The organism is Streptomyces sp. NPDC001634 (assembly GCF_040298185.1).
Lineage (GTDB): Bacteria > Actinomycetota > Actinomycetes > Streptomycetales > Streptomycetaceae > Streptomyces.
The window spans coordinates 62975-88344 of the sequence record NZ_JBEOZU010000010.1 but is presented as its reverse complement, the minus strand read 5'-3'; the positions used below and the strand labels follow the sequence as shown (position 1 = coordinate 88344).

Sequence of the window (25370 nt, the reverse complement as noted above, 5' to 3'; positions counted from 1 at the left end):
GACCCATCACCTCGTTCAAACTCCTGTGGAGGCCGCCATGTCCGACAAGCATCACCCCCTCACCCGCCGTCAACGCCTGCAGCTCATCCGCGCCGCTGTCACCGGCATCGCCCAGGGCGCCACCCGAGCCTTGCTGGACCTGCTGCTCACTCACGCTTTCCCAGCGAAATGATGTTCGTGGAGTGTCTGAGTCGGGAGGCACGGACAATGCTGGGGGAGCGGGCCGCTCAGCTGCGCAAGGAGCTCGCCGAGACCGGGCATCGACGGGTCGGGCAAGTCGATCCCGCGCCCGCGACAGTGCTCCGCAGGGCCACAAGCCGTTCGTCAATGCCGGTGACGAATGGGCGAGTAGTCAACACAGTGTCAGCGCGTCAAAGCCACGTTGAGCGCCGGTTCGTTCGAAGCCATGCGGCTGTGATCGGTTCGTGCCGGTGTGCCGGGGCCAATGGGACGGTTACGCAGTGCTGTCCCGGACGGGGGTCTGACTCATGAGATCTATGACCGAAGTGTCCAGTCACGGGCTTGTCGACTGTCGTTGCGGGATGGCGCCTGCAGGTACCGAGCCACAGGGCGTGTCCCAATAGGGGCCTTGCCGATCTTCAGGCGCCATCACGGTTCAGACCGCCCGCGCAGGCCGGTGCCATCCACCCAGCACGTCATCACCCGGGAGGCGAACCACCATGACGACCAGACAACGCAGCACCTCCTCCAGCACGGATCCTCCCACTCGGGGCGAGGTCGTCCTGGGCGTGGACACGCACGGCGAGGTTCATGTTGCGGCCGTGGTCTCCCCGCTGGGGAAGGTCCTTGGCACCGAGCCCTTCCCGGCCACGGCGGCCGGCTATCGTCGGCTGCTCGTCTGGGCCCGCGAGCTGGGTACGGTGCGCCGGGCCGGTGTGGAGGGCACCGGCACCTTCGGCGCGGGCCTGTCCCGCTACCTGCTCGCCCAGCACGTCCAGGTGTATGAAGTGAACCGGCCCGATCGCACGGCCCGCCGGTTACTTGGCAAGTCGGACCCGATCGACGCACAGGCCGCCGCGCGGGCCGTGCTCAGCGGTCGCGCCGGGGCCCGGGCAAAAACCGGCGACGGTCCGGTGCACAGCGCCCGGATGTTCAAACTCGCCAAGGACTCCGCGGTCAAGGCTCGCACCCAGGCGATCAACCAGCTCAAGGCCGTTCTGGTCATAGCCGACCCCGCCCTGCGGGAGCGGTTGTCGAGCTTGGGCAATGCCGACTTGTTCCGCACCTGTGCGCGCCTCGGCCTACGTGACGGTGAGGGCGACGATGACGTGGTGGCCCAGGCCACCCACATGGCGTTGCGCATGCTGGCCGAGCGCATCGAACAGCTCACCGGGCAGGTCGATGAGCTGAACCAACGCCTGACCCGGCTCGTCGAACACCACGCTCCACAGCTACTCGTACCGGTGGGCATCGGTCCGGACAGCGCCGCCACTCTCCTGATCACCATGGGGGACAATCCCGAGCGGCTGAACTCCGAGGCGTCCTTCGCCGCCCTGTGTGGAGTCAGCCCCGTCGAGTATTCGTCGGGCCGGCGGAGCACGCGCCGGCTCAACCGTGGCGGCGACCGCCAGGCCAACGCCGCCCTGCACCGCATCGTGTTCACCCGGCTGCGCTGCGATCCCCGCACCCAGGCGTACTACGAACGCCGCACTCAGGAGGGCAAAACCCGGCGTGAGATCATTCGATGCCTCAAGCGATATGCCGCCCGAGAAGTCTTCAACCTGGTCAGGTCGGTATCCAGCCTCACCCCCTTATAGGGGGGTCTCTGAGGAAGGCGTTCGACGGCAAGCCCCTGCAGACGCGGCCGGAGGGCGCTTCCGAGCGGGTGTGCTGCAGCTCCGGCGGTGGCACCGCCCCCCGGGGTCTCCTCCGGCAAGCACTTGACGCGAGGGCGTAGTGATGACACACGCCTGCGATAGATGCGGCCCGGGCCCTTGGCGACCAACAGGTCATAGCCTTCGCCCCCGCAAAGTCGAACGCCTCTGGAGGTGGCACTGCCGGGGCCCCTGGAGGCCAGGGGCCTGCCGACCTCCTGGTCACCCTGAACCGTCGGGCCACCTCCCGGTCGCCGGCTCCGGCCTCGATCAGATAGGCGGCTGCGAGCCGGACTTGCTCACGCCGAGCCCGTTCCTCGGCCGTCAGCCCACCGCCATTGGGGTACCGCAGGGCCTGGTGCGAAAGTGCTGGTCATAGCCAATCGGCAGGCGGCCATGACGACGACCAGTCTCGCGTTCTCGGATCGACAAGCCCGAAACGCCGTTGCCGCTCGACTCAGGTGTCGAGGAGTTCCGGCACGAAGATGTCCTCGCACGTCAGCTTTCGCTTCGACAGGCCCTGCTCGTGGTGGTAGCGCAAGAAGGTGTCGATGGCCTTGCGGTTCGCGGCGACGCCGTAGGGCCACCAGTCGTCGCCGAGCAGCCGACGGTTCTCCTCGAACAGCGTGCTGAACCACGGCGTGATGACGCTCATGTGCTGTTTCGTGGCGTCGTCGAGGTACTTGCGCTCGGCGAGTACCTTGGCTTGCGTGAAGGCGTCGTACACGGCCCGTGCGAGGCCCGGCCGATGTGTCAGTTCCCTGCGGATCGCGATGATGTGCATAGGGGGGAAGATCCCTGTGCGGCGGTAGTAGTCACGCTCCACGGCCTCGTAGTCGGGGAACAGGCGGGCGACCTTCGGGGAGCCGTTCAGCACCGCCTGCGGTACATCGACGGAGATCAGTGCGTCGATCTCGCCGGATTCGAGCATGGCGCCCAGGGTCTGGCCGTCCTCCGCCTGGCGCACGTCGACGCCGTCCGGGACGGGCTGCGGGACCCAGTCGAAGGCGGGGATGGGGTGGTTGGTGCCGCCGATGACCCAGCGGCACTGGTCGGGGGTCACGCCGTACTCGTCGGCCAGGATGCCCTTCGGCCAGACCCCGGCGTCGTGGCCGTAGAGAGCGAACTCGCCGACGGTCCTGCCGGCCAGGTCCTGCGGCTTCACGATCCCGCCGGCGGTGTTCACGAAGATCGCCGAGTGGCGGAAGTTGCGGTTCGGCAGGATCGGCAGCGCCAGGAACGGCGCGTCGTCGAGGTCGAAGGTGCGCAGGAAGTAGGTGAGACCGAACTCGGCGAGGTCGTAGTGTCCCTCGACGGCGCGGCGGAAGATGTCCGACACGAGCGGTGCCGTCTCGAACGTCGCGTCCACCCCGTCGACCGTGACCCGGCCGTCGAACAGTGCCTCGGTGTGCTCGTAGGCGTAGACGCCGATGCTCAGCTTGGTGCTCATCAGTGGATCTCCCCTCCGGGAGCCCGCGGAGTGGCCCGCTTCCGTAAATGACCGTTCACTTTTAGGGTCTTCCCGGAACGGTAGAGCTGTCAAGATGAATGTTCATTCACGATGAAGGAGGCGACCATGCCGCGCATCACAGCCGAGCGCCGCGAGGCGAAGCGTGCGGAGATTGTCGCCGCGGCCCGTCGTTGCTTCGCCCGCGACGGGTTCCACCAGACCTCCATGCCGGACATCGCCGCGGAGGCAGGCGTCTCGGCCGGCGCGCCTTACCGCTACTTCACGAGCAAGGAGGAGATCATCCTCGCTATCGCGGGCGACGCGTTCCGGCTGATCTTCGAACCGGTTGAGCGGCTGGCCGAGAGTGCGGACGCCCCGTCCGTCGCGGAACTGGTGGCCGCCGCGCTCGGCACGATCAGCGGCGAGACGGTGCAGGACGCGGCGGGGCACGAGGTCGCAGTGGAGGAACTGCTGCGCTGCGTCGTGCAGACGTGGGCGGAGGTGCTGCGCAACGACGAGGTACGCGGCCCGGCCGCGGAGGGCTTCGAAAAGGTCCGCGCCACTGTCGCCGACGCTCTGCGCCGCGGCCGGGCCGCGGGCACGGTGCCCGCCGCCATGGACCCGGACCGCGCAGCGCGCGTGGTGATGGGGCTGCTGCACGGACTCCTGCTCCAGCGCGTGGCCTTCGGACTCACGGACACGGCCGGCTTCGCAGACGACCTGCACGTCGGGCTGATCTTGTGATGGGCTATCACTGCGCCAAGGCGGCGCGACACCGGCATCACGGCGGACGGACAATGACGCATTGATCCCCGCGCCGAGCGCGTGTTTGCCGGTCGCCGGTGGAGGCCCCAGCCGCACAGGGGGTGGGCTCCTCGAAGGGTCAGGGAGACCGGCTGCCGAGCCGTTGGTTGTCCCCGCCCCTTCGCTTCGCGGCGATGAACCGCCCTCCGGCCATGCGAGCGTCAGCTTCCTCGCCCAGGTGTCCGAGTCCGTGCGGCGGTGATGTCGTGGGTGCGGCTGGGCGGGCGGCCGATATCTACACCAGGCGGCCCCGCTCATCGGCGATGTGCAGGGGCCAGGCTGGTGAGCGGGCGAGTCATCGCGTAGAGGGTCCGGCCCCAGCTGATGCCGGAGGACGTCGTCCCCGGTCACGATCTCGGTGAGCAAGGCGGCGGCGGTCCCGAGATCGCCGCGCAGTGTGGCCGCGTCGGATGCATGGCTCAATGGCGGGGACGACTCCCCGCTCCGGGGCGACAACTCTGCTCGTCACTTTGGCCGTTGTTAGTCGGAGAAGTCCTGGGTCATCCAGACACTCCCCCGCTGTCGCGCAGCACGGTGATTCCTATGTGGTGGAAGTCCGGGTTGAGGATGTTGCGGCGGTGTCCGTCGTTGGGGGCTGTTCGGCGAGCATCCCTTTCGTGAGCCCGACGGCCATGCCCGTGATGTTCGCCTGCGTTTCGGCGACCGGGCCGCCCTCGCCGATGTTTTCGCCGGCGGTTCCCCAGTGAACGCCGGCCGCCGTCTCGCGGTCGCCGAGCGACGGCTCGCCCGGACATTGGTGCTGCAGGCCACAACCGGCGGCCATGGTTTCGGTGTGTCGCCCAGAACTCGTTCCCAGGCCGGTGCTGAACTGCAACGGCGCGAGATGAAGGAACCGTTGCCCTGGTCACCGGGGCTTCCAGCGGTATCGGCCACGCCACCGCGCTGGAGCTTGCCCGCGAGGGCGCCGACGTGGCGCTGGTCGGCCGGCGCGAGGACCGCCTCACCGACCTCGCCGGAGAGATCACCGCCGCCGGCGGGCAGGCCCTCGTCGTGCCCGCCGACATCACCGACTCCCAGGCCGCCACGGAGGCGGTCGAGCGGACCGTCGAGGGCCTGGGGCGTCTGGACATCCTGGTCAACAACGCCGGTCTCATGCTGCTCGGTCCCGCCTCAGGTGCGGATCTGAACGACTGGCGGCGCATGATCGACATCAACCTGATGGGCCTGATGTACACCACCCACGCGGCCGTCCCTCACCTGGTCAAGGCCGCCGCCGAGGAACCGCGCCAGGTCGCCGACATCGTCAACGTCAGCTCGCTGAACGGCCGCAATGCCTACGCAATGATGGCGGTGTACACCGCCACGAAGTTCGGCGTCACCGGCTTCAGCGAGGCGCTGCGCCAGGAACTGGCAAAGCAGCATGTCCGTGTGTCCGTCATCGAGCCTGGCAGCGTCGACACCGAACTGCGCACGCACAACCCCGCTGCTGTGCAGCAGTACATCGCCTCCTCTCTGGGTGACATCGAGCGGCTGCAGAGCCAGGACATCGCCGACACGGTCGGCTACATCGTCACCCGTCCCCGGCACGTGGCCGTCGCCGAGCTGCTCGTACGCCCCGCCGAGCAGGCATGACCACCAAATCCGTCAACTCCGAGACCAGCAAGGAACCTTCATGGCTGCCACCCCCGGGCTCACTCCTCTCACTCGAGCCGAGACCATCGTCCGCGTCTGTCTGGCGCTGGCAACTGCCATCATCCTCGCCGGTGCCACGCTGCAGATAGTGCGGGGAGCCCCTGGGGGCGATGTGACCGCGGACCACGTGCACCGTTTCATGGCCGGCGTCTACGTCGGCTGGGCTCCCTTGTTCTTCTGGGCGGCGGTAACGATCCGTTCGCAGGGGGTCCTCGTCTACTTCCTTGCTGTCCCGATCTTCTTCGGGGCCCTCGGGCGGGTGCTCTCCATCGCCCAGAACGGGCTGCCGGACCGGCCGGCGGAATTCCTCTCTTTCGGTGCCCTGGAGTTCATCCTCGCGTTCGTCATCGTCGGGGCGCACTCCACCGTACTCAGGACCAGACGAATGCCACTTGCTGTCTGAGGCAGCGATCCTGGGCGGGCACACCGGCATGTCCGGGTCGGGTGGCCGCATGGGACCGGCTTTGTCGCAACAACCGGCTGGGATTCAGAGACCGTCTGCCGGTTGGCGTTTCTGCACCCGGAAACCCCCTCGACATGGTTCGGGAGATACCCGACAGCATGGCCTGAGTGATCCCGGCATAGTGCGAGGCCGAGGCAGGCGGTACCTGATCGATGAAGCCCAAAGCGACTCACTCCGATTCGCTGCGATCGACTGCCGCACCCGAGGGCGGGGTTCACCTGATCGTTGATTCTGCCGAGCGGCAGGTCGCTGATGGGGGAAGCGCGCTGACCCCGCGCGGTGGTCGGAACCAACGCCCCACCATGCGCCAGCGCCGTGGGCCGGCCTCCCCTGAGAGCTGAACGTGATGTCGACCTTCGTGATCTGTTGTGGTCGGCCCAGCGTCGATTCAGGCTGATTCTGAGACGGGATTGAGCATCTTGCGCGGGCCCACGGCGAGGGGCTGTGGCGATGAGAAGAATGGGCGGGTGCTGTCCTGCGGCGGGTCTGACTCCTGAGATCTCTGACCGGGGTGTCCTGCTCACACTGTGTCGATCACCGGCGGGGGACGGTGCGTTGCTGGTCTCGGGCTGGCCGGGCGTGTCTCGATAGGGGCTTGCCGGAAAGGCTTCATCACGATTCTGACCGTCCGCGCGGCCCGGTGTCGGCTACGCGATAAGCCGTCGGCCTGCAAAGGAACGAGCATGACCGGCACATCCACCGCTTCGCGTCCTCACCGGCGGCGACCGGCGAGGGAGGTGCCTGGGAGTTGACACGCACCGGGACGCCCATGTGGCCGCTGTGCTCTCCCTGGTGGGGGAGGTGATCGGCACCGAGGAGTTCCCGGCCAGCGCGGCTGGATACCGAGACCTGCTGGGGTGGGCCAGGGCGTCGGGTACGGTGCGGCGGGCCGGAGTGGAAGGGACCGGTTCCTTCGGGGCGGCCCTGTCCCGCTACCTGCTGGCCCAGGGCGTGGACGTTCTCGATGTGAATCGGTTCGACCGGGCCGACCGCCGTCGGCGCGGCAAGTCGGACCCGCTCGATGCCGAGAACGCGGCCCGGGCGGTGCTGAGCGGGCGGGTGTGTGCTCAGGCCAAGGCGGGCGATGGGCCGGTGGAGATCGCCCGGATGTACAAGCTGGCCAAGGACTCGGCCGTCAAGGCCCGCACCCAGGCGATCAACCAGCTCAAGGCCGTCCTCATCCGTGCCGATCCGCAGCTGAGGGAGGAACTGGCCGGGCTGGGCAACGCAGAGCTCTTCCGCACCTGCGCAGGGCTCGTCGACGACAGCCTGAACCACGAGGCCGGCGAGGGATCGGTGCTCCACGCCACCCACGTGACGCTGTGTCTCCTGGCCCGGCGCATCGGGCAGCTCAGCGAAGAGATCCAGGACCTTCAAGGCCGCCTGACCCGGCTGGTGGAGCACCACGCTCCGCAGCTGCTCGAGGTGGTGGGCATCGGTCCGGACACGGCCGTCACTTTGCTGATCACGATCGGGGGCAACCCGGAACGCCTGGGCAGTGAGGCGTCCTTCGCGGCGCTGTGCGGGGTCAGCCCCGTCGAGCGTTCCTCGGGCAGTCGGCAGCACCGCCGCCTCAACCGGGGCGGGGACCGGCAAGCGAACGCGGCCCTGCACCGGATCGTGCAGACCCGCCTGCGCGTCGACCCGCGCACCCAGGAGTACTACGAACGCCGCAGCAGGGAGGGGAAGACCCGGCGCGAGATAGTCCGCAGCCTCAAGCGCTACGCGGGCCGGGAGGTCTTCCACCTGGTCAGACCTGTGCAGTCGCAACCCCCGTCATAGGGGCAGTGTGACAGCGCCTGTGACAAGGCGCCCCACCAGAGCACTCCGGTGGGGGCTTCGTCTAGTGGCGACTGTGCTTGCGCGCATGACGCGCTCGGCTCCTCATACAGTTCGTGTTACTGAACCCTTCTCATCTTGTGGTCTATGGGTGATGTCGGCTGGCGGCGGGTTCGTAACGCGGCAGGGCTCCCGGTCGTTGCGCTGGTGATCTCACTCATCAACATCTCGACACAGGAACCCTGTTGGTCCCGTATCGAGCCATGCTCGACGTCCCGCATGAGGTCGTTGAGCACGTTTCCTGGCTCATCTACGCCCGAAGGTGTGAGCTGAACTCCCGCTGGCGCAGACTCGGCTGCTTCCGGCAGGCCCTGCTCGTCCTGGTCCACCTACGCAAGAAGACGAGACCGTGGCCCAGGTCGCAGCTGCCTTCGGCGTCTCCACCGCCACCGCCGGCCGGTACGTGACCGAGACGGTCGAGATCCTCGCCAACACGCTCCAAGCCTGCACGAGGCCCTGCGCGAACTGCCACCGGCAGGGTTCGTCATCCTCGACAGCACCCTGATCGGCACCGACCGCATCACGGCGGACGAGCCGTACTACTCGATGAAGCACCGCCGCCACGGGATGAACGTGCAGGTCGTGGCCGCCCCGGATGGGACACCGCTGTGGTTCTCACGGGCCCTGTCCGGCCGCACGCACGACTGACCGCGGCCCGCGCACCCGGTGTGATCCAGGCCTGCCTGTCCCGTCAGCTCCTCGTCCTTGCCGACCGGGCCTACCGCGGAGCCGGAGCCACCGTACGCACCCCCTACTACGGCCGAGACCTTCCTGAGAAGTACGCCCAGTTCAACCGCGACCACGCCCGGCTGCGGGCACCAGGAGAACGCGCCTTCGCCCGCCTCAAGCAATGGCGGATCTTCCGCAAGGCCCGCACCAACCGGATCAGCCGGACCGTTGCCGCCGTTCACGCCATCGAGACCGCCTGGCGATCAGGATGAGAAAGGTTCAACGACTTGAGAGCTTATCGTCCTCACAGTTTTCCAACAGCGGTGGCACAGTTGGGCCAGATATCAATTCTCATGCGAAATGCATTGACTCTTCGCCGGCAAGGAACGCAATCGGCCTGTTCAAGTCGGCTGCAGGTCCTGCCATGAAATCTCGGATGACGCTGATCTCTCCTCCAGCCTCACCACGGGGAGCGGCGGATGGAAGCACAGACAGAGAGGAAAACAGCGTGCAGCGCAGATCGGTGCTCAAGACGATGACCGGAGCGGCGTTGATCCCGGTGGTCGCGGGATGTACCGACTCGGGTTCCGGGTCGTCCTCGCCGAGTTCCTCGTCGAGTTCGTCGAAGACCTATTCGCTGGATTTCAATTCCAGCTCTTATACCACGCTGACCAAGACGGTGAACACGGGAAGCGGTTCGAAGAAGGTCACGTACCGCTTCTACAAGAACAACGTCTACGTCCAGCACCCGGTCAACTACAAGTACCAGTCGCTGAACGTCAGCGTGCCGGTGGCGATCGACGGCAAGGCCGTCGACGCCACCAGGGCGCCGATCATGTTCGCGATCAACGTCGGCGGTTACACCTCGTCCTCCACGTGGGGCGCGACCGCACAAGGCGGCGGAATGTCCGCCGGCTCGTTCGGCGGCGGCTTCGGCTCCGGCAAATCGAGCTCGGGCAGTACGCCGGCCGGCGGCTCCGGATCCGGCGCCCCCAGCGGCTCGGCGCCACCTGGGGGCGGCGCGGGCGGTGCTGCTGCGGGGGCCTCCTCGGCGGGCCTGGGCAGCTCGATGGGAAGCTACTGGAGCAGCTACGACAACGGCGAGACGGCGCTGGCCCACGGCTACGTCGTGGTGGAGCCGGGCTGCCGCGGCCGCGACCAGAAGTGGTCGGGCTCCAACGGCACGTACTACGGCAAGGCCCCGGCCGCGATCGTCGACCTCAAGGCCGCGCTGCGCTATCTGCGCCACAACAAGGACCGCATCCCCGGCAACAAGGACTGGATCATCACCTCCGGCGGCAGCGCCGGCGGCGCGCTGTCCGCGCTGGTCGGCGCGTCCGGCAACAGCACCCTGTACGACGCGGAGCTCAAGGCGCTCGGCGCGGCCGACGCGGATGACAACGTCTTCCTGTCCGCCTGCTACTCGCCCATCACCGACCTGGAGCACTCGGACGGCCAGTACGAGTGGATGTGGGGCACCCTCACCTACCAGTCGATGGGCGGCCCCGGCAGCTCCAGCAGCAGTCCCACCAGCTCCGCGAGCAGCGGGAGCAGCACCGTCGACCAGACCATCTCCGGCGTGCTCAAGAAGCAGTTCACCAGCTACCTCCAGCAGCTCGCGCTGCCCGGCATCAACGGCTTCGGCACGCTCACCACGGACAACTACTCCTCCTACATGATGAAGGAGTACCTGATCCCCGCAGCCACCACAGCGCTGACGAAGACCCTGACCGCATCCGAGCGGACGTCCTACCTCAAGAAGAACACCTGGATCACCTGGTCCGGCGGCAAGGCGACGTTCACCTGGGAGGACTTCCTCAAGCATGTCGGCACCCGGATGAAGACCGCCCCCGCCTTCGACACCTTCGACCTGTCCGCCGCGGAGAACATCGAATACGGCAACGCGACCACCAACGCCCGGCACTTCACCCTCTACAGCCTGCGGCACGCCTCCGGCAACAGCAGCGCGCGGCTCGACAGCGACCTTCCGGCCAAGCTCAACCAGATGAACCCGATGTACCACCTGGAGAACAAGAACCCCTCCCGCGCCCGGCACTGGTGGCTGCGCACCGGAACCCTGGACACCAACACCTCACACACCGTTGTGTGCAACCTGGCAGCGATCACCACACGACTCGGCGACGAGGTCAACTCCGCCCTCTACTGGGACGGTGGCCACGCGGTCAACTACGACGCCCCGGCCCTGTTCACCTGGATCACCAAGCTCACCGGCTACTCCGTGGCGTGACGGGGAGCGACCCCGCCCGCCCTCGGACACATCACGAGGTCCATCGATGACGGGACAGAGCGTGGCGGAGATCATGAAGCGACCAGTTGGACTCGAGCGTGGCGTTCGCCTGCATGAACAGCCCTCGCGGCGTGGACGGCTTCTGGGTGGACGTATGCCGCCGGGGTACGCCGTTGACCGGCCCCGACCGCCTCGGCAGCGAGGACCACCTGGCCGTCACGTTCCTGTGGCGCGCCTCTCCCGCGACCCGTTCCGTGCGGGTCCTGCCGAACAAGTTCGGTGCCCCGCGCACGTGACTCAATGGTGTGCGGGAAGGGTCTGTTCGGCCCAGATCGTCTTGCCGGACGTGGTGTGGCGGGTGCCCCAGCGCTCGGTCAGCTGGGCGACCAGGAGCAGACCGCGGCCGCCTTCGTCGTAGGTGCGGCCTCGCCGCATGTGGGGTGAGGTGCTGCTGGCGTCGGAGACCTCGCAGATGAGACCGGTGTCGTGGATCAGGCGCAGTTGGATGGGTGGTTGGCCGTATCGGATGGCGTTGGTGACGAGTTCGCTGACCACCAGTTCGGTGATGAAGGATGTCTCGTCCAGTGCCCAGGAGGCGAGTTGATCGGCCGTCAGTCGGCGTGCGCGGGCTACCGCTGCCGGATCCGAGGGCAGCTCCCAGGTCGCGACGTGAGAGGCGGCGAGGGTCTGGGGGCGGGCGAGGAGCAGGGCGACGTCATCGGAGGGGGTGTCGGGGAGCAGCGCTTGCAACACCTTGTCGCAGGTGTCTTCCAGGGCCGATGGGGCGTCGTGCAGGGTGTGGCGCAGCCGCGTCAGAGTCCTCGGGACAGCGGTCCGTCTGCCCGGGTTTGACCACCGACTCCGGGCAGCCGTGCAGGACGGACTGCTGTGCGGCTCGGCGGAGGACGACGGGCTCGGCGGCCGGCCGGGGCTCCGGCTCGGCGGAGGACGACGGGCTCGGCGGCCGGCCGGGGCTCCGGCTCGGTGCCGTGGAAGACGGGCTCGAACAGGTCGATGCTGACGAAGTCGGCGAAGTGTTCGGTGGCTACGTCCGCAAGCTCCTGAGCAGTCCGCGTCACGTTGAGTGTGCTGCCGATGCGGACGCTGGCCCGCGTTCACGATGGACAGCCGCTGCCGGGTGCGGTACTGCCCGGTGATGTCGACGGCGGCGGTCGACATGCCCCGCACGCGCGTCGCCGCCGGCATGGCGGTTCGCCAGCCGGGCCAGAGCCATCGGCAGCCCGGTCAGTGAGGTGATCACCGCGTCGGGCTCCTCGAGTTGGCTGCGGGTCGGCGCCGGCGGGGCCTCGCCGCGCAGCATCCACACGGTGCGCATACCGAGCCGCGCTGTGGGCCGGATGCCGGCGTGGAGCCGGTTGCCGACATAGGCGGCGCGTGCAGGGAGCACCCCCCTCTGATCCAGCGCGGCAAGGAACGCGCGGGGATCCGGCTTCTCGAAGGGCTCGCCCCCGAGCACCATCGCGTCGAACAGCCTGTCCAGGCCGTCGCGGCGTAGCGCCTTGCACACCTGGGGCGGGGAGAGGGAGACGACGCCGAGCCGGTACTGGTGCACCAGCGCGTGCAGGGTCGGCCCGACATCGGGGTAGAGCGCCTCGACCGGGTACTCCCCGTGCTGAACGATGTGCCGGTGCAGCAGCGCCACGTCCCCGCCGGGCACGAACCGTCGGGCGATGGGGTGCGCAGCAGTCTGCTGCCGCCTTCGCGTTCGGCGTCGTACAGCCCCCAGAATTCGGCCTCGTCGACGTCTCCGGCCAACTCGGCGACCGCCCGGTACAGCGCCTGAACGTAGCGCTCGTCGTCGTAGATCGTGCCGCCGATGTCGAACAGCACCGCGTCGACGGGCTCGGCCGGCCGCTCCCCGCTGGGCGCGGAATGATCCCTGGTCGTGGGCTTCACGGTTCACCTCCTGGCTCGGAGGACCCACACTTCTTTGCTTATAGGGCTGGATGCCTCGCCGACGCGGCTTGGGGCTGTCAGGTATGCAGGGCCAGCACACGCCGGGCGGCCCGGTCGTCGACGACCAGGGAGTGGGCCAGTCCGCTGTTCAGGACAGTATGGATAGCTCGGGCCTTGGACTCGCCGCCGGCCACGGCGATGACCTCGGGGATGCGGCGGAGCGCGTCGAACCCTATGCCGATGGTCCGCCTGGCGAGGTCGGGGTCGACGGGCGTTCCGTCCTCTGCGAGGGGGATGGAACACGCCTCGGCCGCCACGTCCTCGGACGACAGCGCGGCGAGCGTCTTCGGTTCCAGCAGCGGGTAGAGCTGGGATCCTTCGGCGTCCCAGCTGCCGATGGCCACGGCTGCCTTGGTGATGGAGCCGAATCGCGACACCGCGGCGGCGATGCCGGGCTGGGTGAGGATGGCCTGCGCGGTGGCGGCGTCGGAGACCACGAGGGGCGCGTAGATGGGATAGACGGGGCCGTTGGAGACGGCGGCCAGCCGTCGTACCAGATCGGCCGAGTTCGCGCTGACCGTGCCGGTGACGCCGGTCATCTGCACAATGCTGCAGGGGGCCAGGCTGGTGAGTGAACGGGCCATCGCGTGCAGGGTCCGGCCCCAGCTGACGCCCAGGATGTCGTCCTCGGTCACGACCTCGGTGAGCAGGGCGGCGGCGGCGGTCCCCAGCTCGCGGCGCAGGGTGGCGGCGTCGGATGCGGTGGTCTTGATGACGAGTACGTGTTGCAGGTCGAAGGTGCGGCGCAGCTGCTCGGAGAGCTCGCCGTCCACTGCGGTCGGGGTGGCGATCTCGATGCGCACGATGCCCTTCTCGAGGCACTCGTCGAGGATGCGCGCGACCTTGTAGCGCGAGATGCCGAACTCCTGGGCGATGTCGACCTTCGACCGGCCTTCCAGGAAGTACTGCCGGGCGATGGTGGTGGCTCGCAGCATCTCGGTCGGGCCCATGGAGCCCTGGGCTGCGGCTCGCAGCATGTCGGTCGGTCCCATGGAGGTCCCCCTCACGAAGCACGGGTACGCGAGCCACACGATACCTGATGTGCCCGCATGAGCGCAGTCTTCTCATCTGGGCACGTATTTCGCCTTCAGGTCGTGCGTATGTGCTCAGGTGGGCGATGCCTCGGCTGGATGGGCGGCATGTGGGAGCCCGGTGCGCTGCGATCAGGGGTGCCATGGCAGCGGGCGCGCCCATATGGGCGCACTCATTGACATGTGACCGAGCCTTCCGTCTACTGTCCCCCATTAGCCCGCCCAAACGGGTGGCTAATTTGTCAGATGGGCGGAGAGCGGGTCTCCTGCCCGGGGTACTGCGACGGATCCGTAAACAGGCCGCGCAGGACCTGCGAGGTGAAATTGATCAAGGGAGGTGGGACCGATGCGGGTCCCCTTCGCAGGATGCGCGGCGAGCGGCAGGGCGTCTCGTCGCCGGATGTACGGCGGTCTGTCATGACCGCGGGCGTGGGAGTGGCCGTGGGCACCCCGGTGGTGGAGGCGCGCGGGATCCGCAAGAGCTTCGGCCATGTCGAGGCGCTCCGTGGGGCAGACTTCGAGGCGCGTGCCGGCGAAGTGACCGCTCTGATCGGTGACAACGGCGCCGGCAAGAGCACCCTGGTGAAGGTGCTGTCGGGCGTGCACACCGCCGACGACGGAGAACTGCTCATCGACGGGAAGCCGGTGCGTCCGACCTCGCCGCAGGACATCAGGGCCCACGGCATCGAGACCGTCTACCAGGATCTCGCTCTTGCCGGTGACCTGACGCCGTACGAGAACGTCTTCCTGGGCCGGGAGCGGCGCAAGGCCGGTCTCCTGGGCCGGGTGGGTCTGGTGGACCGGCGCACGATGCGGGAAGAGACCGCCAAGGTCTTCTCGGATCTCAACGTGCGGATCAAGGACCACAAGGCACATGTGTCCGCGCTGTCCGGTGGCCAGCAGCAGAGCGTCGCCATCACCAGGGCCGCCATGTGGGCGTCGCACCTGGTGATCATGGACGAGCCGACGGCCGCGCTCGGTGTGGCGCAGACCAAGAGCGTCCTCGCGCTCATCCGCCGCGTTGCCGAGAGCGGCATCGGGGTGGTGCTCATCAGCCACAACATGCCCGACGTCCTGGAAGTCTCCGACTCCATCCAGGTCCTGCGCCTGGGCCAGCGGGTGGCCGCGTTCCGCCGTGGTGAGGCGCAGGTGCCCGATCTGGTGCAGGCGATGACCAGCGGCACGTCCATGGAGGAGACCTCATGAGCCTGCTCGACCACGAGACCTCGGTCGGCGAGGCGATCGCCAACCGTACCCCGTCCGCGCTACGGGACCGCACATCCCGGCTTGCCCAGAGTCTGCTGGCCCGGCCCAGCATGGGCATGCTGGTCATCCTGCTGCTCATGGTGGTCCTCTTCTCGGTCCTGCGCCCGGACGCGTTCCTCGGTGCCTACAACTTCCGCAGCATCGCCCTGTCGGCCGCCGTGATCGGCGTCGCCGCCGTGGGACAGACGTATGTGCTGGCGACCGGCGGCATCGACCTGTCGGTGGGGTCGGTCCTGGTGTTCGGGACCGTCGTATCGGCGAAGGTCATGGGCGCGATGGGCGGCATCGGCGCCGGATGGGGCGCTGTCATCGTCGGCGTCCTGGTGTGCGTCGCCGCCAGCGCCGTATGGGGGCTGGTGAACGGTCTGATCGTGACCTGTCTGCGCGTTCCCGCGCTGATCGCCACCCTGGGCACCCTCGGCATGGCGCTCGGCGCGGCGCAGATCCTCAGCAGCGGCCTGGACATCCGCACGGTGCCTTCCGTGATGACCACGTACATCGGCTACGAGAACTTCGCCGGCATCCCCCTGCTCGTCCTGATCTTCCTGCTGGTCGCGGCCGTGGGCGGCCTGGTGCTGTGGCAGACGGTGTACGGCGTCAGGACCAAGGCCATCGGTTCCAACGCGCAGGCCGCGTTGCGGTCGGGCGTCCCGGTGCGCCGCCATCTGATCTCGGTCTACGTCCTCAGCGGCGCGCTCGCGGGTGTGGCCGGCGCGATGAGCCTCGCCCAGTTCTCCACCACCACGATCGGCGGACACACCAGCGACAACCTCACCACCATCGCCGGAGCGGTCCTCGGCGGCACCAGCCTGTTCGGCGGGGTGGCCACCGTGTTCGGCACCGTCATCGGCACCTTCGTGCCCGTGACGCTGCAGAGCGGTTTCACCATCGTCGGCATCCAGCCGTTCTGGCAGACCTTCGCTGTCGGCGCCGTGCTGGTCCTGGCCGTCTTCATCGACCAGGTGCGCCGCGGAAACCAGAACCGAAGGTAACCCCCACCGGGGAGCAGTCCCCGGCCCATCCCCTTCCCGCACAGTCGTCGGCCGCTTCCCCCGAGCCGCGTCATCCGCCGCATGACAGGAGTGTCCATGTCCACGTTCGTCCCCAGAGTCTTCCAAGGCGCCACTCGCCGCACCGCGGTCGTCGTCGCCGCTGCCGGCCTTGTTGCCGTCGCCACCGGCTGCAGCAATTCCGCCACCACCGCCTCGTCGACCTCCCAGAAGGAGGTCAAGAGCGTCGCCCTGATCGGAGGCGTGAAGGACAGCCCCTTCTATGCCGCGATCGACTGCGGTGCCAAGACCGAGGCCAAGAAGCTCGGCGTCGGCTACAGCTACGCCGCCCCGGGGACGTTCGACCCCTCCCAGCAGCAGCCGGTGCTCTCCTCCGTCGTGGCCAAGAACCCCCAGGCCATCCTCATCGCGCCGACGGACAAGACCGCGATGTTCCAGCCGATGCACCAGGCCAAGCAGGCCGGCATCAACCTCATCACCGTGGACACCAAGCTCACCGACACCTCCGACCTGTCCAGCCAGGTCAACAGTGACAACATCGCGGGCGGTGCGCTGGGTGCCGACACCATGGCCAAGCTCATCGGCGGTAAGGGCAAGGTCGTGGCGCTGAGCGAGCCGCCGGGCAGCAGCACCGACGACGAGCGGGTGAAGGGCTTCGTCGACAGGATGAAGTCCAAGTACCCGAACATCACCGTGCTGACCACGCAGTACGCCGATCACTCCGCGCAGGCCACCGCCTCCAAGGTGAGCTCCGTGCTTGCGGCGAACCCCGACCTGAAGGGCGTCTTCGCGGTGGACAACTTCACCGGCGACGGCGCGCCCATCGGCGTGCGCAACGCCAACGCGCGCAAGAGCGTGAAGATCGTGGCGTTCGACGCCCAGCCGAGCCAGGTGCAGGCTCTCAAGGGCGGCGACATCGACGCCATCGTGTCGCAGAACCCGTACGACATGGGCGTCAAGGGTGTCCAGTACGCCGTCGACCTCGGCAAGGGGAAGCAGGTTCCCAAGACCGAGATCACCGGACTGATGGCCATCACCCAGCAGAACATCGACGACGCCACGGTCAAGCCGTACATCTACAAGTCCTGCTGAGAACGAGCATGGGCCCGGCGAAAACCGCCGGGCCCGCAGGGACAAGGGTCGCCGCAGTGCCCGACACCCCTGGGCACATCGCGACCGCACATCCTTGATAAGGAGACACCGAAATGCCCTCCGTCGCTGGAGTGGACTCCTCAACCCAGTCCTGCAAGGTCGAGATCCGCGACCTTGACGACGGTTCCCTGCTCGGTTCGGGGAGCGCACCGCATCCGCCCGCCTTCCCGCCCAGCAGTGAGCAGGACCCGGCCTCGTGGTGGGCGGCCCTCAAAGCCGCGTTCGAAGCCGCGCGGCGCTCGGCCGGCGTATCCGGCAGCGACATCGCCGCGGTCTCCGTCGATGCCCAGTGCCACGGCCTCGTCGCGTTGGACGAGCAGGACGAGGTGATCCGGCCGGCGAAACTGTGGAACGACACCACCTCGGCACAGCAGCTCGAACGGCTCAAGCAGCGCATCGGGGCACAGGAGTGGATCCGCGCCGTCGGATCTCTTCCCACCGCCGCCTTCACGCTCAGCAAGGTGGCCTGGCTGGCCGAGAACGAGACGGACAACTTCCGGCGGCTGCGCAGGATCCTGCTGCCACACGACTGGCTGACCTGGAAACTCTCCGGGCGCTACGTCACCGACCGCTCCGAAGCCTCCGGCACCGGCTACTACAACGCGGCGGAATCCCGCTATCTGCCCGAACTGCTGGCCCACGTCGACGATCGGCGCGAGTGGCTGGAGGTACTGCCCGAGGTGGTCGACGACTCGCGGGCAGTCGGAACGCTGTGTCCGCGGGCGGCGACCGAACTCGGCCTGTCCCTCGGGACGTTGGTGGGACCCGGAGGCGGCGACCAGCATGCGGCGGCCCTCGGCTTGGGCATCGAGCCCGGCGACGTCGTCTACACCTTCGGCACCTCCGGTGTCGTCTTCACCGCCAGCCGCACCCCGGTCTTCGACCCGACCGGCATCGTGGACGGGGTCGCCGACATGACCGGCGGCTACCTGCCCCTGGTGTCCACGCTCAATGCCGCACGGGTCACCGACACCTTCGCGCGGATCCTCGGCGTCGGCCACGAGGAACTGTCCAAGCTGGCCCTCACCGCGCCCGAAGACTCCGGGCTGGTCCTCGCGGCGTTCCTGGACGGCGAGCGCAAGCCCAACCGCCCCGGAGCGCACGGGCTGCTGGCGGGACTCACCTCCCACACCACCCGGGAGGACCTGGCCCGCGCCGCCTTCGAGGGGGTGATCCTCGGGCTGGTCTCCGGCGAGCGGCATCTCAACACCGCGGGAGTCGCCACCGGCGGACGTCTCATCGCCACCGGCGGGGGCTCACGCTCCCCGGCCTACACCCAGCTCCTGGCCGACCTCACCGGCCGCGAGGTCCTCCTCGCCGACGCCCCGGAGGCGTCCGCACGGGGAGCGTGCGTCCAGGCCGCCGCCATCGCCTTGGGCCGCCCGGTACGGGAGGTCCTCAGACAGTGGGCTCCTACCACACAGGTCGCCGCCACACCGCGCGCCGGCTCCGAGACGGCACGCGCACACGCCGCCGCCCGCTACGACGTGCTCGCCGCCTGGGACGCCCTGGACGCCGATACCTCCGGCGCGACAGGAAGGACGTCGTGAAGGGCTACACGGGTTCGCTGAACCCGGCCATCACCGCGCAGATCGACGGTCATTCCGGCGCCACCCTGGCCGGAAGCATCTACGCGGTCGCCGAGTCCGACCAGATGGCCGCCGCACGCCACCTGGCCAAGGAGCGGCTCTGGATCCACGCCGACGTGATCGTCGACGACCTCACCCACCGGGGCGTCGACCTGTCCCTTGTACGCACCCTGAAGGACCGCCGGCTCGGCCCCCTGGACGTCCACCTCATCGCGGAGGAACTCGACGGCCCCCTCGACGAGGTCTGCGCCGCGAAGGTCGACCGCGTCACGTTCCCCGTCGAATCGTGCGCGGACCCGACGGCCGTCGCCGAGCAGATCCACCGCAGCGGGGCCGAGGCGTGGCTCGCGGTCGCGCCGCAGACCAGTCTCACCGCCGTCCAGCACGTCCTGGAAGCCGTCGACGGGGTGCTCGTCATGCTCATCAAGCCGGGCAGCTCCGACACCGCCGATCCGGCCCTGCTGGCCAGGGTCGAGCAACTCGCGCCCGTTCTTCCGGCGGGTGTCGACGGGGGAGTCGACCAGACGAACCTCGCCGCCTGCCTGCGTGCCGGCGCCCGCTACGTCGTCTCCGGCCGGGCGCTGTTCTCCACCACGGCTCCCGCCGTCCTCCCCTCCGAAGGAGTGTGACCATGTCCACCACGTCAACGGCGATTCCCGAGACCATGCGCGCGAGCGTCCTCACCGGCGTCGGCGAAATCGTCATGGAGGAGCGCCCAGTTCCCCGGCCGCAGCGTGACGAAGTGCTGATCAAGGTCGCCGCGGTCGGTGTCTGCGGTTCGGATGTCCACTACTACCGGGAAGGCCGAATCGGTGACTTCGTCGTCGACGCGCCGCTCGTCCTCGGTCACGAGGTCTCCGGACGCATCGTCGCGGTCGGCGACGACGTCGACGCCTCCCGGACCGGAGAGCGGGTCGCCATCGAACCGCAGCGTCCCTGCCGTGTCTGCGGGCAGTGCAAGGCGGGCCGCTACAACCTCTGCCCCGAGATGGAGTTCTACGCCACCCCGCCCATCGACGGCGCCTTCTGCGAATACGTGACCATCCAGGCCGACTTCGCCCACCCCGTGCCCGACGCCGTCTCCGACGAATCCGCCGCGCTGCTCGAACCGCTGTCCGTCGGCATCTGGGCCTCCCGCAAGGCCCGTATCGTGCCCGGCTCCCGGGTGCTGATCGCCGGTGCCGGTCCGATCGGCGTCATCACGGCCCAGGCGGCCAGGGCGTTCGGCGCCGCCGAGGTCATCGTGTCCGACCCGGCGGCCGACCGCCGGGCCCTGGCCGAGCGGTTCGGTGCCACCCGCACGCTCGACCCGACGAAGGAGGCGGTGCGCGACCTGGCCGTGGACGCCTTCATCGACGCCTCCGGCGCGACGCCCGCGGTCATCAGCGGCATCGAGGCCGTCCGCGGGGGCGGCGTCGTCGTCCTCGTGGGCATGGGCGCGGACCAGATCCCGATGCCCATCCCCGTGATCCAGGCCCGCGAGCTGATCATCACCGGAGTGTTCCGCTACACGGACACCTGGCCCCTCGCCGCGCACCTCGTCGCCTCGGGCCAGGTCGACCTGGACAGCGTGGTCACCGCCCGGTTCGCACTGGAGGACACCGAGAAGGCGCTCAACAACGACAAGGTGCCCGGCACCCTGAAGACGCTGGTGGTGCTCTGAATGGGCGTCCTCGACACGTTCGCACTGAACGGCCGCAGGGCCCTGGTCACCGGCGGCAACCGCGGACTGGGCCTGGCCTTCGCCACCGCACTCGCCGAAGCCGGCGCCGACGTCGCAATCGCGGCCCGCGACGGCGAACGCACAGCCGGCGCGGTGAAACAGGCAGCCGAGCAGGGGCTGCGCCTGCACCCGATCACGGCCGACATCACGGACGACGCCGACGTGGAGCGCATGACAGGCGAGGCCGCCGACGCGCTCGGCGGCCTGGACATCCTCGTCAACAACGCCGGCACCTGCTTCCACAACGACTCCTGGCACGCCACGGACGAAGAGTGGGCGCAGGTCTTCGACCTCAACGTCCGCGCGCTGTGGAAGTGCAGCCTCGCGGCCGCACGCCACATGGCCGACACGGGCGGCGGATCCATCGTCAACATCGGGTCCATGTCGGGCCTCATCGTCAACCGGCCCCAGTGGCAGCACGCGTACAACGCCTCCAAGGCGGCCGTGCACCACCTCACGAAATCCCTCGCGGCCGAGTGGGCCGATGCCGGGATCCGCGTCAACGCGGTCGCTCCCGGCTACGTCAAGACGGAGATGGCACCGGTGGACCGTCCTGATCTGCGCCGCCACTGGATCGAGGACACCCCGCAGCAACGCTATGCGCTGCCCGAGGAGATAGCACCGACCGTCGTGTTCCTCGCAAGCGAGGCGGCGTCGTTCATCACCGGTTCCGTCGTCGTGGCCGACGGCGGGTACACCGTGTACTGAGAAGCGGAGAAGTACGTTGACGCAACACATCAGGCGCGTGGTCGTGACCGCCGACGAGGTGGGCTGGGAGACCGCGCCGGCACCCGTTGCAGGACCGGGCGAGGTCCTCGTCCGCACCTCGCTCGTGGGCGTGTGCGGCTCGGACACGCATGCGGCGCTCGGCAGGCACCCGTTCATCGAGCTGCCCTACCGCCCCGGTCACGAGGTCGTGGGAGTCATAGCCGCCACCGGCAGCGGCGTCGAGAGCATGCGCGTCGGCGACCGCGTCGTCGTGGAACCCAACCTGTACTGCGGCTCCTGCTTCCAGTGCCGCTCCGGCCGCTACAACATCTGCCGGCAGCTGAAGGTGTTCGGCTGCCAAGTGCCCGGCGGGCTTGCGGAGTTGTTCACGATCCCGGCCGACCGGGTGCACATCCTGCCGGACGCCATGTCCGACACCCAGGCCGCGCTGATCGAACCGCTCGCCACGCCACTGGCCGCCATCGCCAAGGCGGGAGACCTCCGGGGACGCACCGTGGCGATTCTCGGTGCCGGGCCGATCGGTCTGCTGCTGCTCGCCGCCGCCAGGCACCAAGGCGCCGCAAAGGTCGCCGTCACCGATCTGCTCGCATCCAAGCGCGCCCGTGCGCTGCGCCTGGGAGCCGACGCGGTCTTCCCCGCCGACTCCCCCGACCTGGTCACGGCAGCCCACGATGCCCTGGAGGGGGCCGCGGACGTGGTCTTCGACTGCGTCTCCCGCGAGTCCTCGCTGGCGCAGGCCGTCGACCTGGTGACCAAGGGCGGCCTCGTCGTGGTCGTAGGGGTGGGGCTGCCCGGGACCACACCGGTGCGTATCGACCTGATCCAGGACCGCGAGATCCGTCTCGCGGGAAGTCTGATGTACGTCGCCGAGGACTTCGCCCAGGCGATGTCCCTGATCGGTTCCGGAGGGGTGGACGTCGACGAACTCGTCACCGCGACCTTCCCGTTCCACGAGGCGGACAAGGCGTTCGCCGCCTCCTGTGACCCCGAACAGGTCAAGGTGCTCATCACTGTGGCCCCGGCGTGAGCGGGGGGCCCGGATGCTCGACCCGAGACCAGAGAGGAGTGGCCCAGTGAATGCTCGATCGGTTCAGGAACGCCGGATGTGGCTGGCCGTCCGACACGAAGTGGCGAACCTCCTCCACGACGTCGACGAGGTCTCCTTCACCGCTGCCGTGACCGAGCTACGGACTCCGGGGCGACGTTGGTTCGCCACCGGGCAGGGCCGCTCCGGGCTCGTGGCTTCGATGACGGCCATGCGGCTGATGCACCTCGGCCGGGAAGTGCACGTGCTGGGGGAGGCGACAGCACCGTCCGTGAGGGCGGGCGACGGGCTCATCGTCATCTCGGGTTCCGGTGAGACACCGGTCTCCGTGCACTTCGCCCGCACGGCGGCAGAACTGGGGGCACGAACGCTGGTCGTGACCGCGAATCCGGCGAGCACGCTGGCAGACCTCGCGGACATCGTGCTGCCCGTGCCGAAGGCGGCGACCGACCAGTTCGGCGGCAGCTTGTTCGAACAAGGGGCCCTGCTCATTCTCGATGCCGTCGTCATGGAACTCGCCGCAGACGACGATGACGCCTACGAGCAGATGCACGCTCGCCACACCAACATGCAGTGACGCCCCCCGGGTCCGGCCACTCGGCGGCGAGATGCGCGAGCGGCCCGCAGGAGGGGCTGCCTTCGAAGGGTTTGCGCGCGTTACTGACCTGTCGTTTCGCGAGGCTATGCGATTGCAGGCCGCTGATCGCTTCGCTCGCGGTGAGAAGAGCTCGGTGATCGCCGCGGAGTTACGGGTCAGCGTGCTGTCGGTGGAGCGGTGGCGCGGCCCTGGCAGGAAGGCGGCGGCACCGCGGCGTTGCGCTCGAGCGGACCGGCGAAGCGGCCGTATCTGGATCGGGGTTGCGTCCTGAGAGGTGGCGACGTGCTCGGCCCGGACCTGTTCCTGGAGGATGAGAAACCCCACTGGCTGGCCCTGTGCGGTGATGGTGAAGTGAGGATGTGCCCTGCGGCGGCGATGAGACGGGGGTGCGAAGCCGGTTTGCCCGGCCGAGCAGGTGTGTCCTTCGGCCTCGGCGGTGGTGATCATGCACGGGCAGGCTGAGCCGGGCCGTTCATCGTGTCAAAGGCTGCCTTGCGGCCCTTGTAGACCGGCTGGTAGTCCACAGAAGCAACCAGCGTCCTGGCCGATCCCGGTGCCTCGTCCAGTTGGTCGTTGACAGCCAAAACGACCGGCGCAGTATGCTCCTGAACCCGCGACGTCACGACGAGCTGGCCGGGCACGATTACCTCTTCGTCGGTCTGGAAATTCGGCTCGCTCTTCCTGCGCTCGAAGCCTCGCTCCCAATGCTCGCCTACTGAGAAGTGGCTGTACTCGATACGGACGGCACCAACCCCGCTGATCTCTCGCATGCCTTGAAGCCTTTCAGGAATGGAGCAGCCACGCAGCATCTGTGTCGGCCAGAGTGAAGCTGCGGGAGCGAGCCGGGGGGCGAGGGAGCCGAGGCGAGGGCGAGCTGGTCGATGCGCTCGCCGAGCGCGGGGCCCCGGTCGGTCCACGCGAACCGGATGCGGGCGCCGCCGCCCGGCCGATGGAAGACGATCACCGGATCGCCCGTACCGCCGACTTCACCACCAAGATCCGCCAAGCCGTCGTGGCCCAGAGCCGCTATCACATCGAGGGCTGAGATTTCAGGCGATCCCCCCGCCCGCCAGTCTTGGTCCGAGCCTTGCGCATCTCGCACCTGTGCCGCCGTCGGAGGCCGAACCGGGCCGGTGGTGTAGGCCCGCAATCGGATTGTCCCGTTCCGGCGTGGTGACCTGGGCTTCATCCGCCGTCTCGTTCAAGGGGCACGTCAGATCTGTCTCACGATCTTGTCCTTTGCGGCGTCCGACCCGTCATTCGGAGGGTTCCCTCCTAGAAACCGGCGTCTGCCAGGTCCTACTCGCGCAGCGAGGTGAAGTCGGCGGCGAGTGTGAGGAGCAACCCACTGGCAAGGGCCAGCGGGGCTCGGGTGCTGAGGAGGTAGGTCACGTGTGGGTCTTCCCGGGTTGGGTGGTGATGGGGCGCAGGCGGTGGGCGTCGTCGAACAGAGCGCGTTCGGCGAGGCGTACGGCGATGAGCGCGGCCAGCGCGGCCGCCGCGAGCAGCATGTACATCACGACGATCTGGTAGCGGATCGCGGTGAAGGGGTCGACTCCGGCGAGGATGAGGCCGGTCATGGCGCCGGGCAGGCTGATGACGCCGACGGTCTTGGTGGAGTCGAGGGCCGGGATCAGGGCCGTGCGGACGATGGTGCGCTGGTGTGGGGCGAAGGCGTCGGTGGCACAGAGGCCGAGGCTGAGGCGGGCCTCGATGGCGGGGCGGGCGGTGCGGACCTCGTCGTGGAGGCGGGTCAGGGCTAGGGCGGTGGCCTGCATGGCGCCGGAGACGACCATGCCGCCGACGGGGATGACGACGCGGGCCTGGGTGGCGATCACGCCGAGGGCGAGCAGGGTGCCCATGGTCGCCGCCGTGCCGACGGTGATCGCGGCGGTCGCCGTGGGGAGGACCCTCGGCAGGGCGGGGGTGCGGCGGGCGGCGACCCGGCCGGCGATCAGGACCATGAGGGCGAGCCAGCCGATGGCTCCGGCGAGGCCGGTGTGGCGGAAGACCAGGAGCAGGAGGGCGCCGACGGCAGCGAGTTGGAGTGCGGCGCGGCCGGCAGCCAGGGTGATGTCGCGGGCCAGGCGGAGGCGGCCTGCGCCGCGGCCGCGCTCGTACCGTCGGCGTCGCTTCTCGTCTGGTTGCCGCAGCCTGCGAGCAGGCCGCTGCCCGTCACCAGCAGGAGCGCGGCCGCCGCCCCTGCGGCCGGCTTGGTGATCGAACGGGGTGACATGACCACTCCTCGTCGAGATCGTTGTCGAAGTCGAAGGTGCCTATGTGGTCACA

At 68.7% G+C, this 25370-nt stretch carries 24 protein-coding genes and 5 pseudogenes; 20 read left to right on the top strand and 9 right to left on the bottom strand.

The genetic code is table 11. The annotated features are described in order from the left end of the window. Positions 1-37: 37 nt before the first annotated feature. Positions 38-172 (top strand): hypothetical protein, encoded by a 135-nt coding sequence (locus tag ABT186_RS09090; RefSeq protein WP_351224240.1) that lies wholly within the window; start codon positions 38-40, stop codon positions 170-172. A gap of 508 nt (positions 173-680) precedes the next feature. Then, complete coding sequence (locus ABT186_RS09085) at positions 681-1778, top strand: IS110 family RNA-guided transposase (RefSeq protein ID WP_351224238.1); 1098 nt, start codon at positions 681-683, stop codon at positions 1776-1778. A 256-nt stretch (positions 1779-2034) separates the two neighbouring features. On the opposite strand, the pseudogene ABT186_RS47910 reads toward ABT186_RS09085, so the two are convergent. Continuing rightward, positions 2035-2187 (bottom strand): annotated as a pseudogene (locus ABT186_RS47910) (IS630 family transposase); the annotation flags it as partial. Positions 2188-2292: 105 nt separating this feature from the next. Next, entirely contained in the window at positions 2293-3285 is a 993-nt protein-coding gene (locus tag ABT186_RS09080; RefSeq protein WP_351224236.1) for a substrate-binding domain-containing protein, read from the bottom strand. Positions 3286-3411: 126 nt separating this feature from the next. Here ABT186_RS09080 and ABT186_RS09075 point away from each other — a divergent pair, with 126 nt between their 5' ends. Continuing rightward, complete coding sequence (locus ABT186_RS09075) at positions 3412-4029, top strand: TetR/AcrR family transcriptional regulator (protein WP_351224234.1); 618 nt, start codon at positions 3412-3414, stop codon at positions 4027-4029. Between the two features lie 601 nt (positions 4030-4630). On the opposite strand, the gene ABT186_RS09070 is transcribed toward ABT186_RS09075, so the two are convergent. After that, entirely contained in the window at positions 4631-4924 is a 294-nt protein-coding gene (locus ABT186_RS09070; RefSeq protein WP_351924285.1) for a CAP domain-containing protein, read from the bottom strand. 26 nt (positions 4925-4950) lie between these two features. Between ABT186_RS09070 and ABT186_RS09065 the strand changes: the two genes are divergently transcribed. The 6 genes and pseudogenes from ABT186_RS09065 to ABT186_RS09040 all read left to right on the top strand — a co-directional run bounded on the left by ABT186_RS09065 (position 4951) and on the right by ABT186_RS09040 (position 11257). Continuing rightward, positions 4951-5682 (top strand): SDR family NAD(P)-dependent oxidoreductase, encoded by a 732-nt coding sequence (locus ABT186_RS09065; RefSeq protein WP_351924368.1) that lies wholly within the window; start codon positions 4951-4953, stop codon positions 5680-5682. A gap of 40 nt (positions 5683-5722) precedes the next feature. Further along, positions 5723-6145, top strand: a complete 423-nt coding sequence (locus tag ABT186_RS09060; protein ID WP_351224230.1) for a DUF4345 family protein — start codon at positions 5723-5725, stop codon at positions 6143-6145. A gap of 743 nt (positions 6146-6888) precedes the next feature. Further along, positions 6889-7987: pseudogene (locus ABT186_RS09055) on the top strand (IS110 family RNA-guided transposase). Between the two features lie 201 nt (positions 7988-8188). Beyond that, a pseudogene (locus tag ABT186_RS09050) lies at positions 8189-8985 on the top strand (transposase family protein). A gap of 236 nt (positions 8986-9221) precedes the next feature. Beyond that, positions 9222-10961 (top strand): subtype B tannase, encoded by a 1740-nt coding sequence (locus tag ABT186_RS09045; protein ID WP_351224228.1) that lies wholly within the window; start codon positions 9222-9224, stop codon positions 10959-10961. Between the two features lie 113 nt (positions 10962-11074). Then, positions 11075-11257 carry a hypothetical protein gene (locus ABT186_RS09040; protein WP_351224226.1) on the top strand — a complete coding sequence of 61 codons (183 nt, stop codon included), beginning with the start codon at positions 11075-11077 and terminating at the stop codon, positions 11255-11257. Position 11258: 1 nt separating this feature from the next. On the opposite strand, the pseudogene ABT186_RS09035 reads toward ABT186_RS09040, so the two are convergent. From ABT186_RS09035 to ABT186_RS09025, 3 genes and pseudogenes are all read right to left on the bottom strand, one after another. Further along, a pseudogene (locus ABT186_RS09035) lies at positions 11259-11777 on the bottom strand (ATP-binding protein); the annotation flags it as partial. Between the two features lie 259 nt (positions 11778-12036). Then, positions 12037-12624: an HAD family hydrolase gene (locus ABT186_RS09030; RefSeq protein WP_351924281.1), complete on the bottom strand. Its 588-nt coding sequence runs from the start codon at positions 12622-12624 to the stop codon at positions 12037-12039. Between the two features lie 331 nt (positions 12625-12955). Next, a complete protein-coding gene (locus ABT186_RS09025) occupies positions 12956-13930 on the bottom strand; it encodes a sugar-binding transcriptional regulator (protein WP_351224222.1) in 975 nt (324 codons plus the stop codon). A gap of 456 nt (positions 13931-14386) precedes the next feature. Here ABT186_RS09025 and ABT186_RS09020 point away from each other — a divergent pair, with 456 nt between their 5' ends. The 10 genes and pseudogenes from ABT186_RS09020 to ABT186_RS47905 all read left to right on the top strand — a co-directional run. Continuing rightward, entirely contained in the window at positions 14387-15175 is a 789-nt protein-coding gene (locus tag ABT186_RS09020; protein WP_351224220.1) for an ATP-binding cassette domain-containing protein, read from the top strand. Next, complete coding sequence (locus ABT186_RS09015) at positions 15172-16227, top strand: ABC transporter permease (RefSeq protein ID WP_351224218.1); 1056 nt, start codon at positions 15172-15174, stop codon at positions 16225-16227. The genes ABT186_RS09020 and ABT186_RS09015 overlap by 4 nt, the downstream gene beginning before the upstream one ends. Before the next feature lie 96 nt (positions 16228-16323). Further along, entirely contained in the window at positions 16324-17337 is a 1014-nt protein-coding gene (locus ABT186_RS09010) for an ABC transporter substrate-binding protein (protein ID WP_351224216.1), read from the top strand. 113 nt (positions 17338-17450) lie between these two features. Then, positions 17451-18947 carry a xylulokinase gene (gene xylB / locus ABT186_RS09005; RefSeq protein ID WP_351924279.1) on the top strand — a complete coding sequence of 499 codons (1497 nt, stop codon included), beginning with the start codon at positions 17451-17453 and terminating at the stop codon, positions 18945-18947. Then, positions 18944-19615 (top strand): beta/alpha barrel domain-containing protein, encoded by a 672-nt coding sequence (locus tag ABT186_RS09000; protein WP_351924277.1) that lies wholly within the window; start codon positions 18944-18946, stop codon positions 19613-19615. The genes xylB and ABT186_RS09000 overlap by 4 nt, the downstream gene beginning before the upstream one ends. Positions 19616-19617: 2 nt before the next feature. Further along, positions 19618-20649 (top strand): NAD(P)-dependent alcohol dehydrogenase, encoded by a 1032-nt coding sequence (locus ABT186_RS08995; RefSeq protein WP_351924275.1) that lies wholly within the window; start codon positions 19618-19620, stop codon positions 20647-20649. Beyond that, the gene (locus ABT186_RS08990) at positions 20650-21417 is read left to right on the top strand and encodes an SDR family NAD(P)-dependent oxidoreductase (protein ID WP_351224208.1); all 768 of its coding nucleotides are present in this window, start codon (positions 20650-20652) and stop codon (positions 21415-21417) included. 16 nt (positions 21418-21433) lie between these two features. Then, the gene (locus ABT186_RS08985; RefSeq protein WP_351924273.1) at positions 21434-22465 is read left to right on the top strand and encodes a zinc-dependent alcohol dehydrogenase; all 1032 of its coding nucleotides are present in this window, start codon (positions 21434-21436) and stop codon (positions 22463-22465) included. Positions 22466-22511: 46 nt separating this feature from the next. Next, complete coding sequence (hxlB, locus tag ABT186_RS08980; RefSeq protein ID WP_351224204.1) at positions 22512-23060, top strand: 6-phospho-3-hexuloisomerase; 549 nt, start codon at positions 22512-22514, stop codon at positions 23058-23060. A 106-nt stretch (positions 23061-23166) separates the two neighbouring features. After that, positions 23167-23333: pseudogene (locus ABT186_RS47905) on the top strand (helix-turn-helix domain-containing protein); the annotation flags it as partial. Positions 23334-23524: 191 nt separating this feature from the next. Here the strand turns inward: ABT186_RS47905 and ABT186_RS08975 are convergent. Then, the gene (locus tag ABT186_RS08975; protein ID WP_351224200.1) at positions 23525-23851 is read right to left on the bottom strand and encodes a hypothetical protein; all 327 of its coding nucleotides are present in this window, start codon (positions 23849-23851) and stop codon (positions 23525-23527) included. Between the two features lie 41 nt (positions 23852-23892). Between ABT186_RS08975 and ABT186_RS08970 the strand changes: the two genes are divergently transcribed. Continuing rightward, positions 23893-24126 (top strand): hypothetical protein, encoded by a 234-nt coding sequence (locus ABT186_RS08970; protein ID WP_351224198.1) that lies wholly within the window; start codon positions 23893-23895, stop codon positions 24124-24126. 343 nt (positions 24127-24469) lie between these two features. Here ABT186_RS08970 and ABT186_RS08965 read toward each other — a convergent pair whose 3' ends face one another. Together ABT186_RS08965 and ABT186_RS08960 are read right to left on the bottom strand one after the other, a co-directional pair. Further along, on the bottom strand, positions 24470-25150 hold the full coding sequence (locus ABT186_RS08965) for an ABC transporter permease (protein WP_351924366.1): 681 nt from the start codon (positions 25148-25150) through the stop codon (positions 24470-24472). Beyond that, entirely contained in the window at positions 25036-25317 is a 282-nt protein-coding gene (locus tag ABT186_RS08960; RefSeq protein ID WP_351924271.1) for a hypothetical protein, read from the bottom strand. The genes ABT186_RS08965 and ABT186_RS08960 overlap by 115 nt, the downstream gene beginning before the upstream one ends. Positions 25318-25370 lie beyond the last annotated feature (53 nt).

What these genes read in the sequence shown, in the direction of transcription:
- ABT186_RS09090 (WP_351224240.1), top strand. Translation starts at nt 38, where the DNA reads ATGTCCGACAAGCATCACCCCCTCACCCGCCGTCAACGCCTGCAGCTC.
- ABT186_RS09085 (WP_351224238.1), top strand. Translation starts at nt 681, where the DNA reads ATGACGACCAGACAACGCAGCACCTCCTCCAGCACGGATCCTCCCACT.
- ABT186_RS09080 (WP_351224236.1), bottom strand. Translation starts at nt 3,285, where the DNA reads ATGAGCACCAAGCTGAGCATCGGCGTCTACGCCTACGAGCACACCGAG.
- ABT186_RS09075 (WP_351224234.1), top strand. Translation starts at nt 3,412, where the DNA reads ATGCCGCGCATCACAGCCGAGCGCCGCGAGGCGAAGCGTGCGGAGATT.
- ABT186_RS09060 (WP_351224230.1), top strand. Translation starts at nt 5,723, where the DNA reads ATGGCTGCCACCCCCGGGCTCACTCCTCTCACTCGAGCCGAGACCATC.
- ABT186_RS09040 (WP_351224226.1), top strand. Translation starts at nt 11,075, where the DNA reads ATGAACAGCCCTCGCGGCGTGGACGGCTTCTGGGTGGACGTATGCCGC.
- ABT186_RS09025 (WP_351224222.1), bottom strand. Translation starts at nt 13,930, where the DNA reads ATGGGACCGACCGACATGCTGCGAGCCGCAGCCCAGGGCTCCATGGGC.
- ABT186_RS09020 (WP_351224220.1), top strand. Translation starts at nt 14,387, where the DNA reads ATGACCGCGGGCGTGGGAGTGGCCGTGGGCACCCCGGTGGTGGAGGCG.
- ABT186_RS09015 (WP_351224218.1), top strand. Translation starts at nt 15,172, where the DNA reads ATGAGCCTGCTCGACCACGAGACCTCGGTCGGCGAGGCGATCGCCAAC.
- ABT186_RS09010 (WP_351224216.1), top strand. Translation starts at nt 16,324, where the DNA reads ATGTCCACGTTCGTCCCCAGAGTCTTCCAAGGCGCCACTCGCCGCACC.
- xylB (WP_351924279.1), top strand. Translation starts at nt 17,451, where the DNA reads ATGCCCTCCGTCGCTGGAGTGGACTCCTCAACCCAGTCCTGCAAGGTC.
- ABT186_RS08995 (WP_351924275.1), top strand. Translation starts at nt 19,618, where the DNA reads ATGTCCACCACGTCAACGGCGATTCCCGAGACCATGCGCGCGAGCGTC.
- ABT186_RS08990 (WP_351224208.1), top strand. Translation starts at nt 20,650, where the DNA reads ATGGGCGTCCTCGACACGTTCGCACTGAACGGCCGCAGGGCCCTGGTC.
- ABT186_RS08975 (WP_351224200.1), bottom strand. Translation starts at nt 23,851, where the DNA reads ATGCGAGAGATCAGCGGGGTTGGTGCCGTCCGTATCGAGTACAGCCAC.
- ABT186_RS08960 (WP_351924271.1), bottom strand. Translation starts at nt 25,317, where the DNA reads ATGTCACCCCGTTCGATCACCAAGCCGGCCGCAGGGGCGGCGGCCGCG.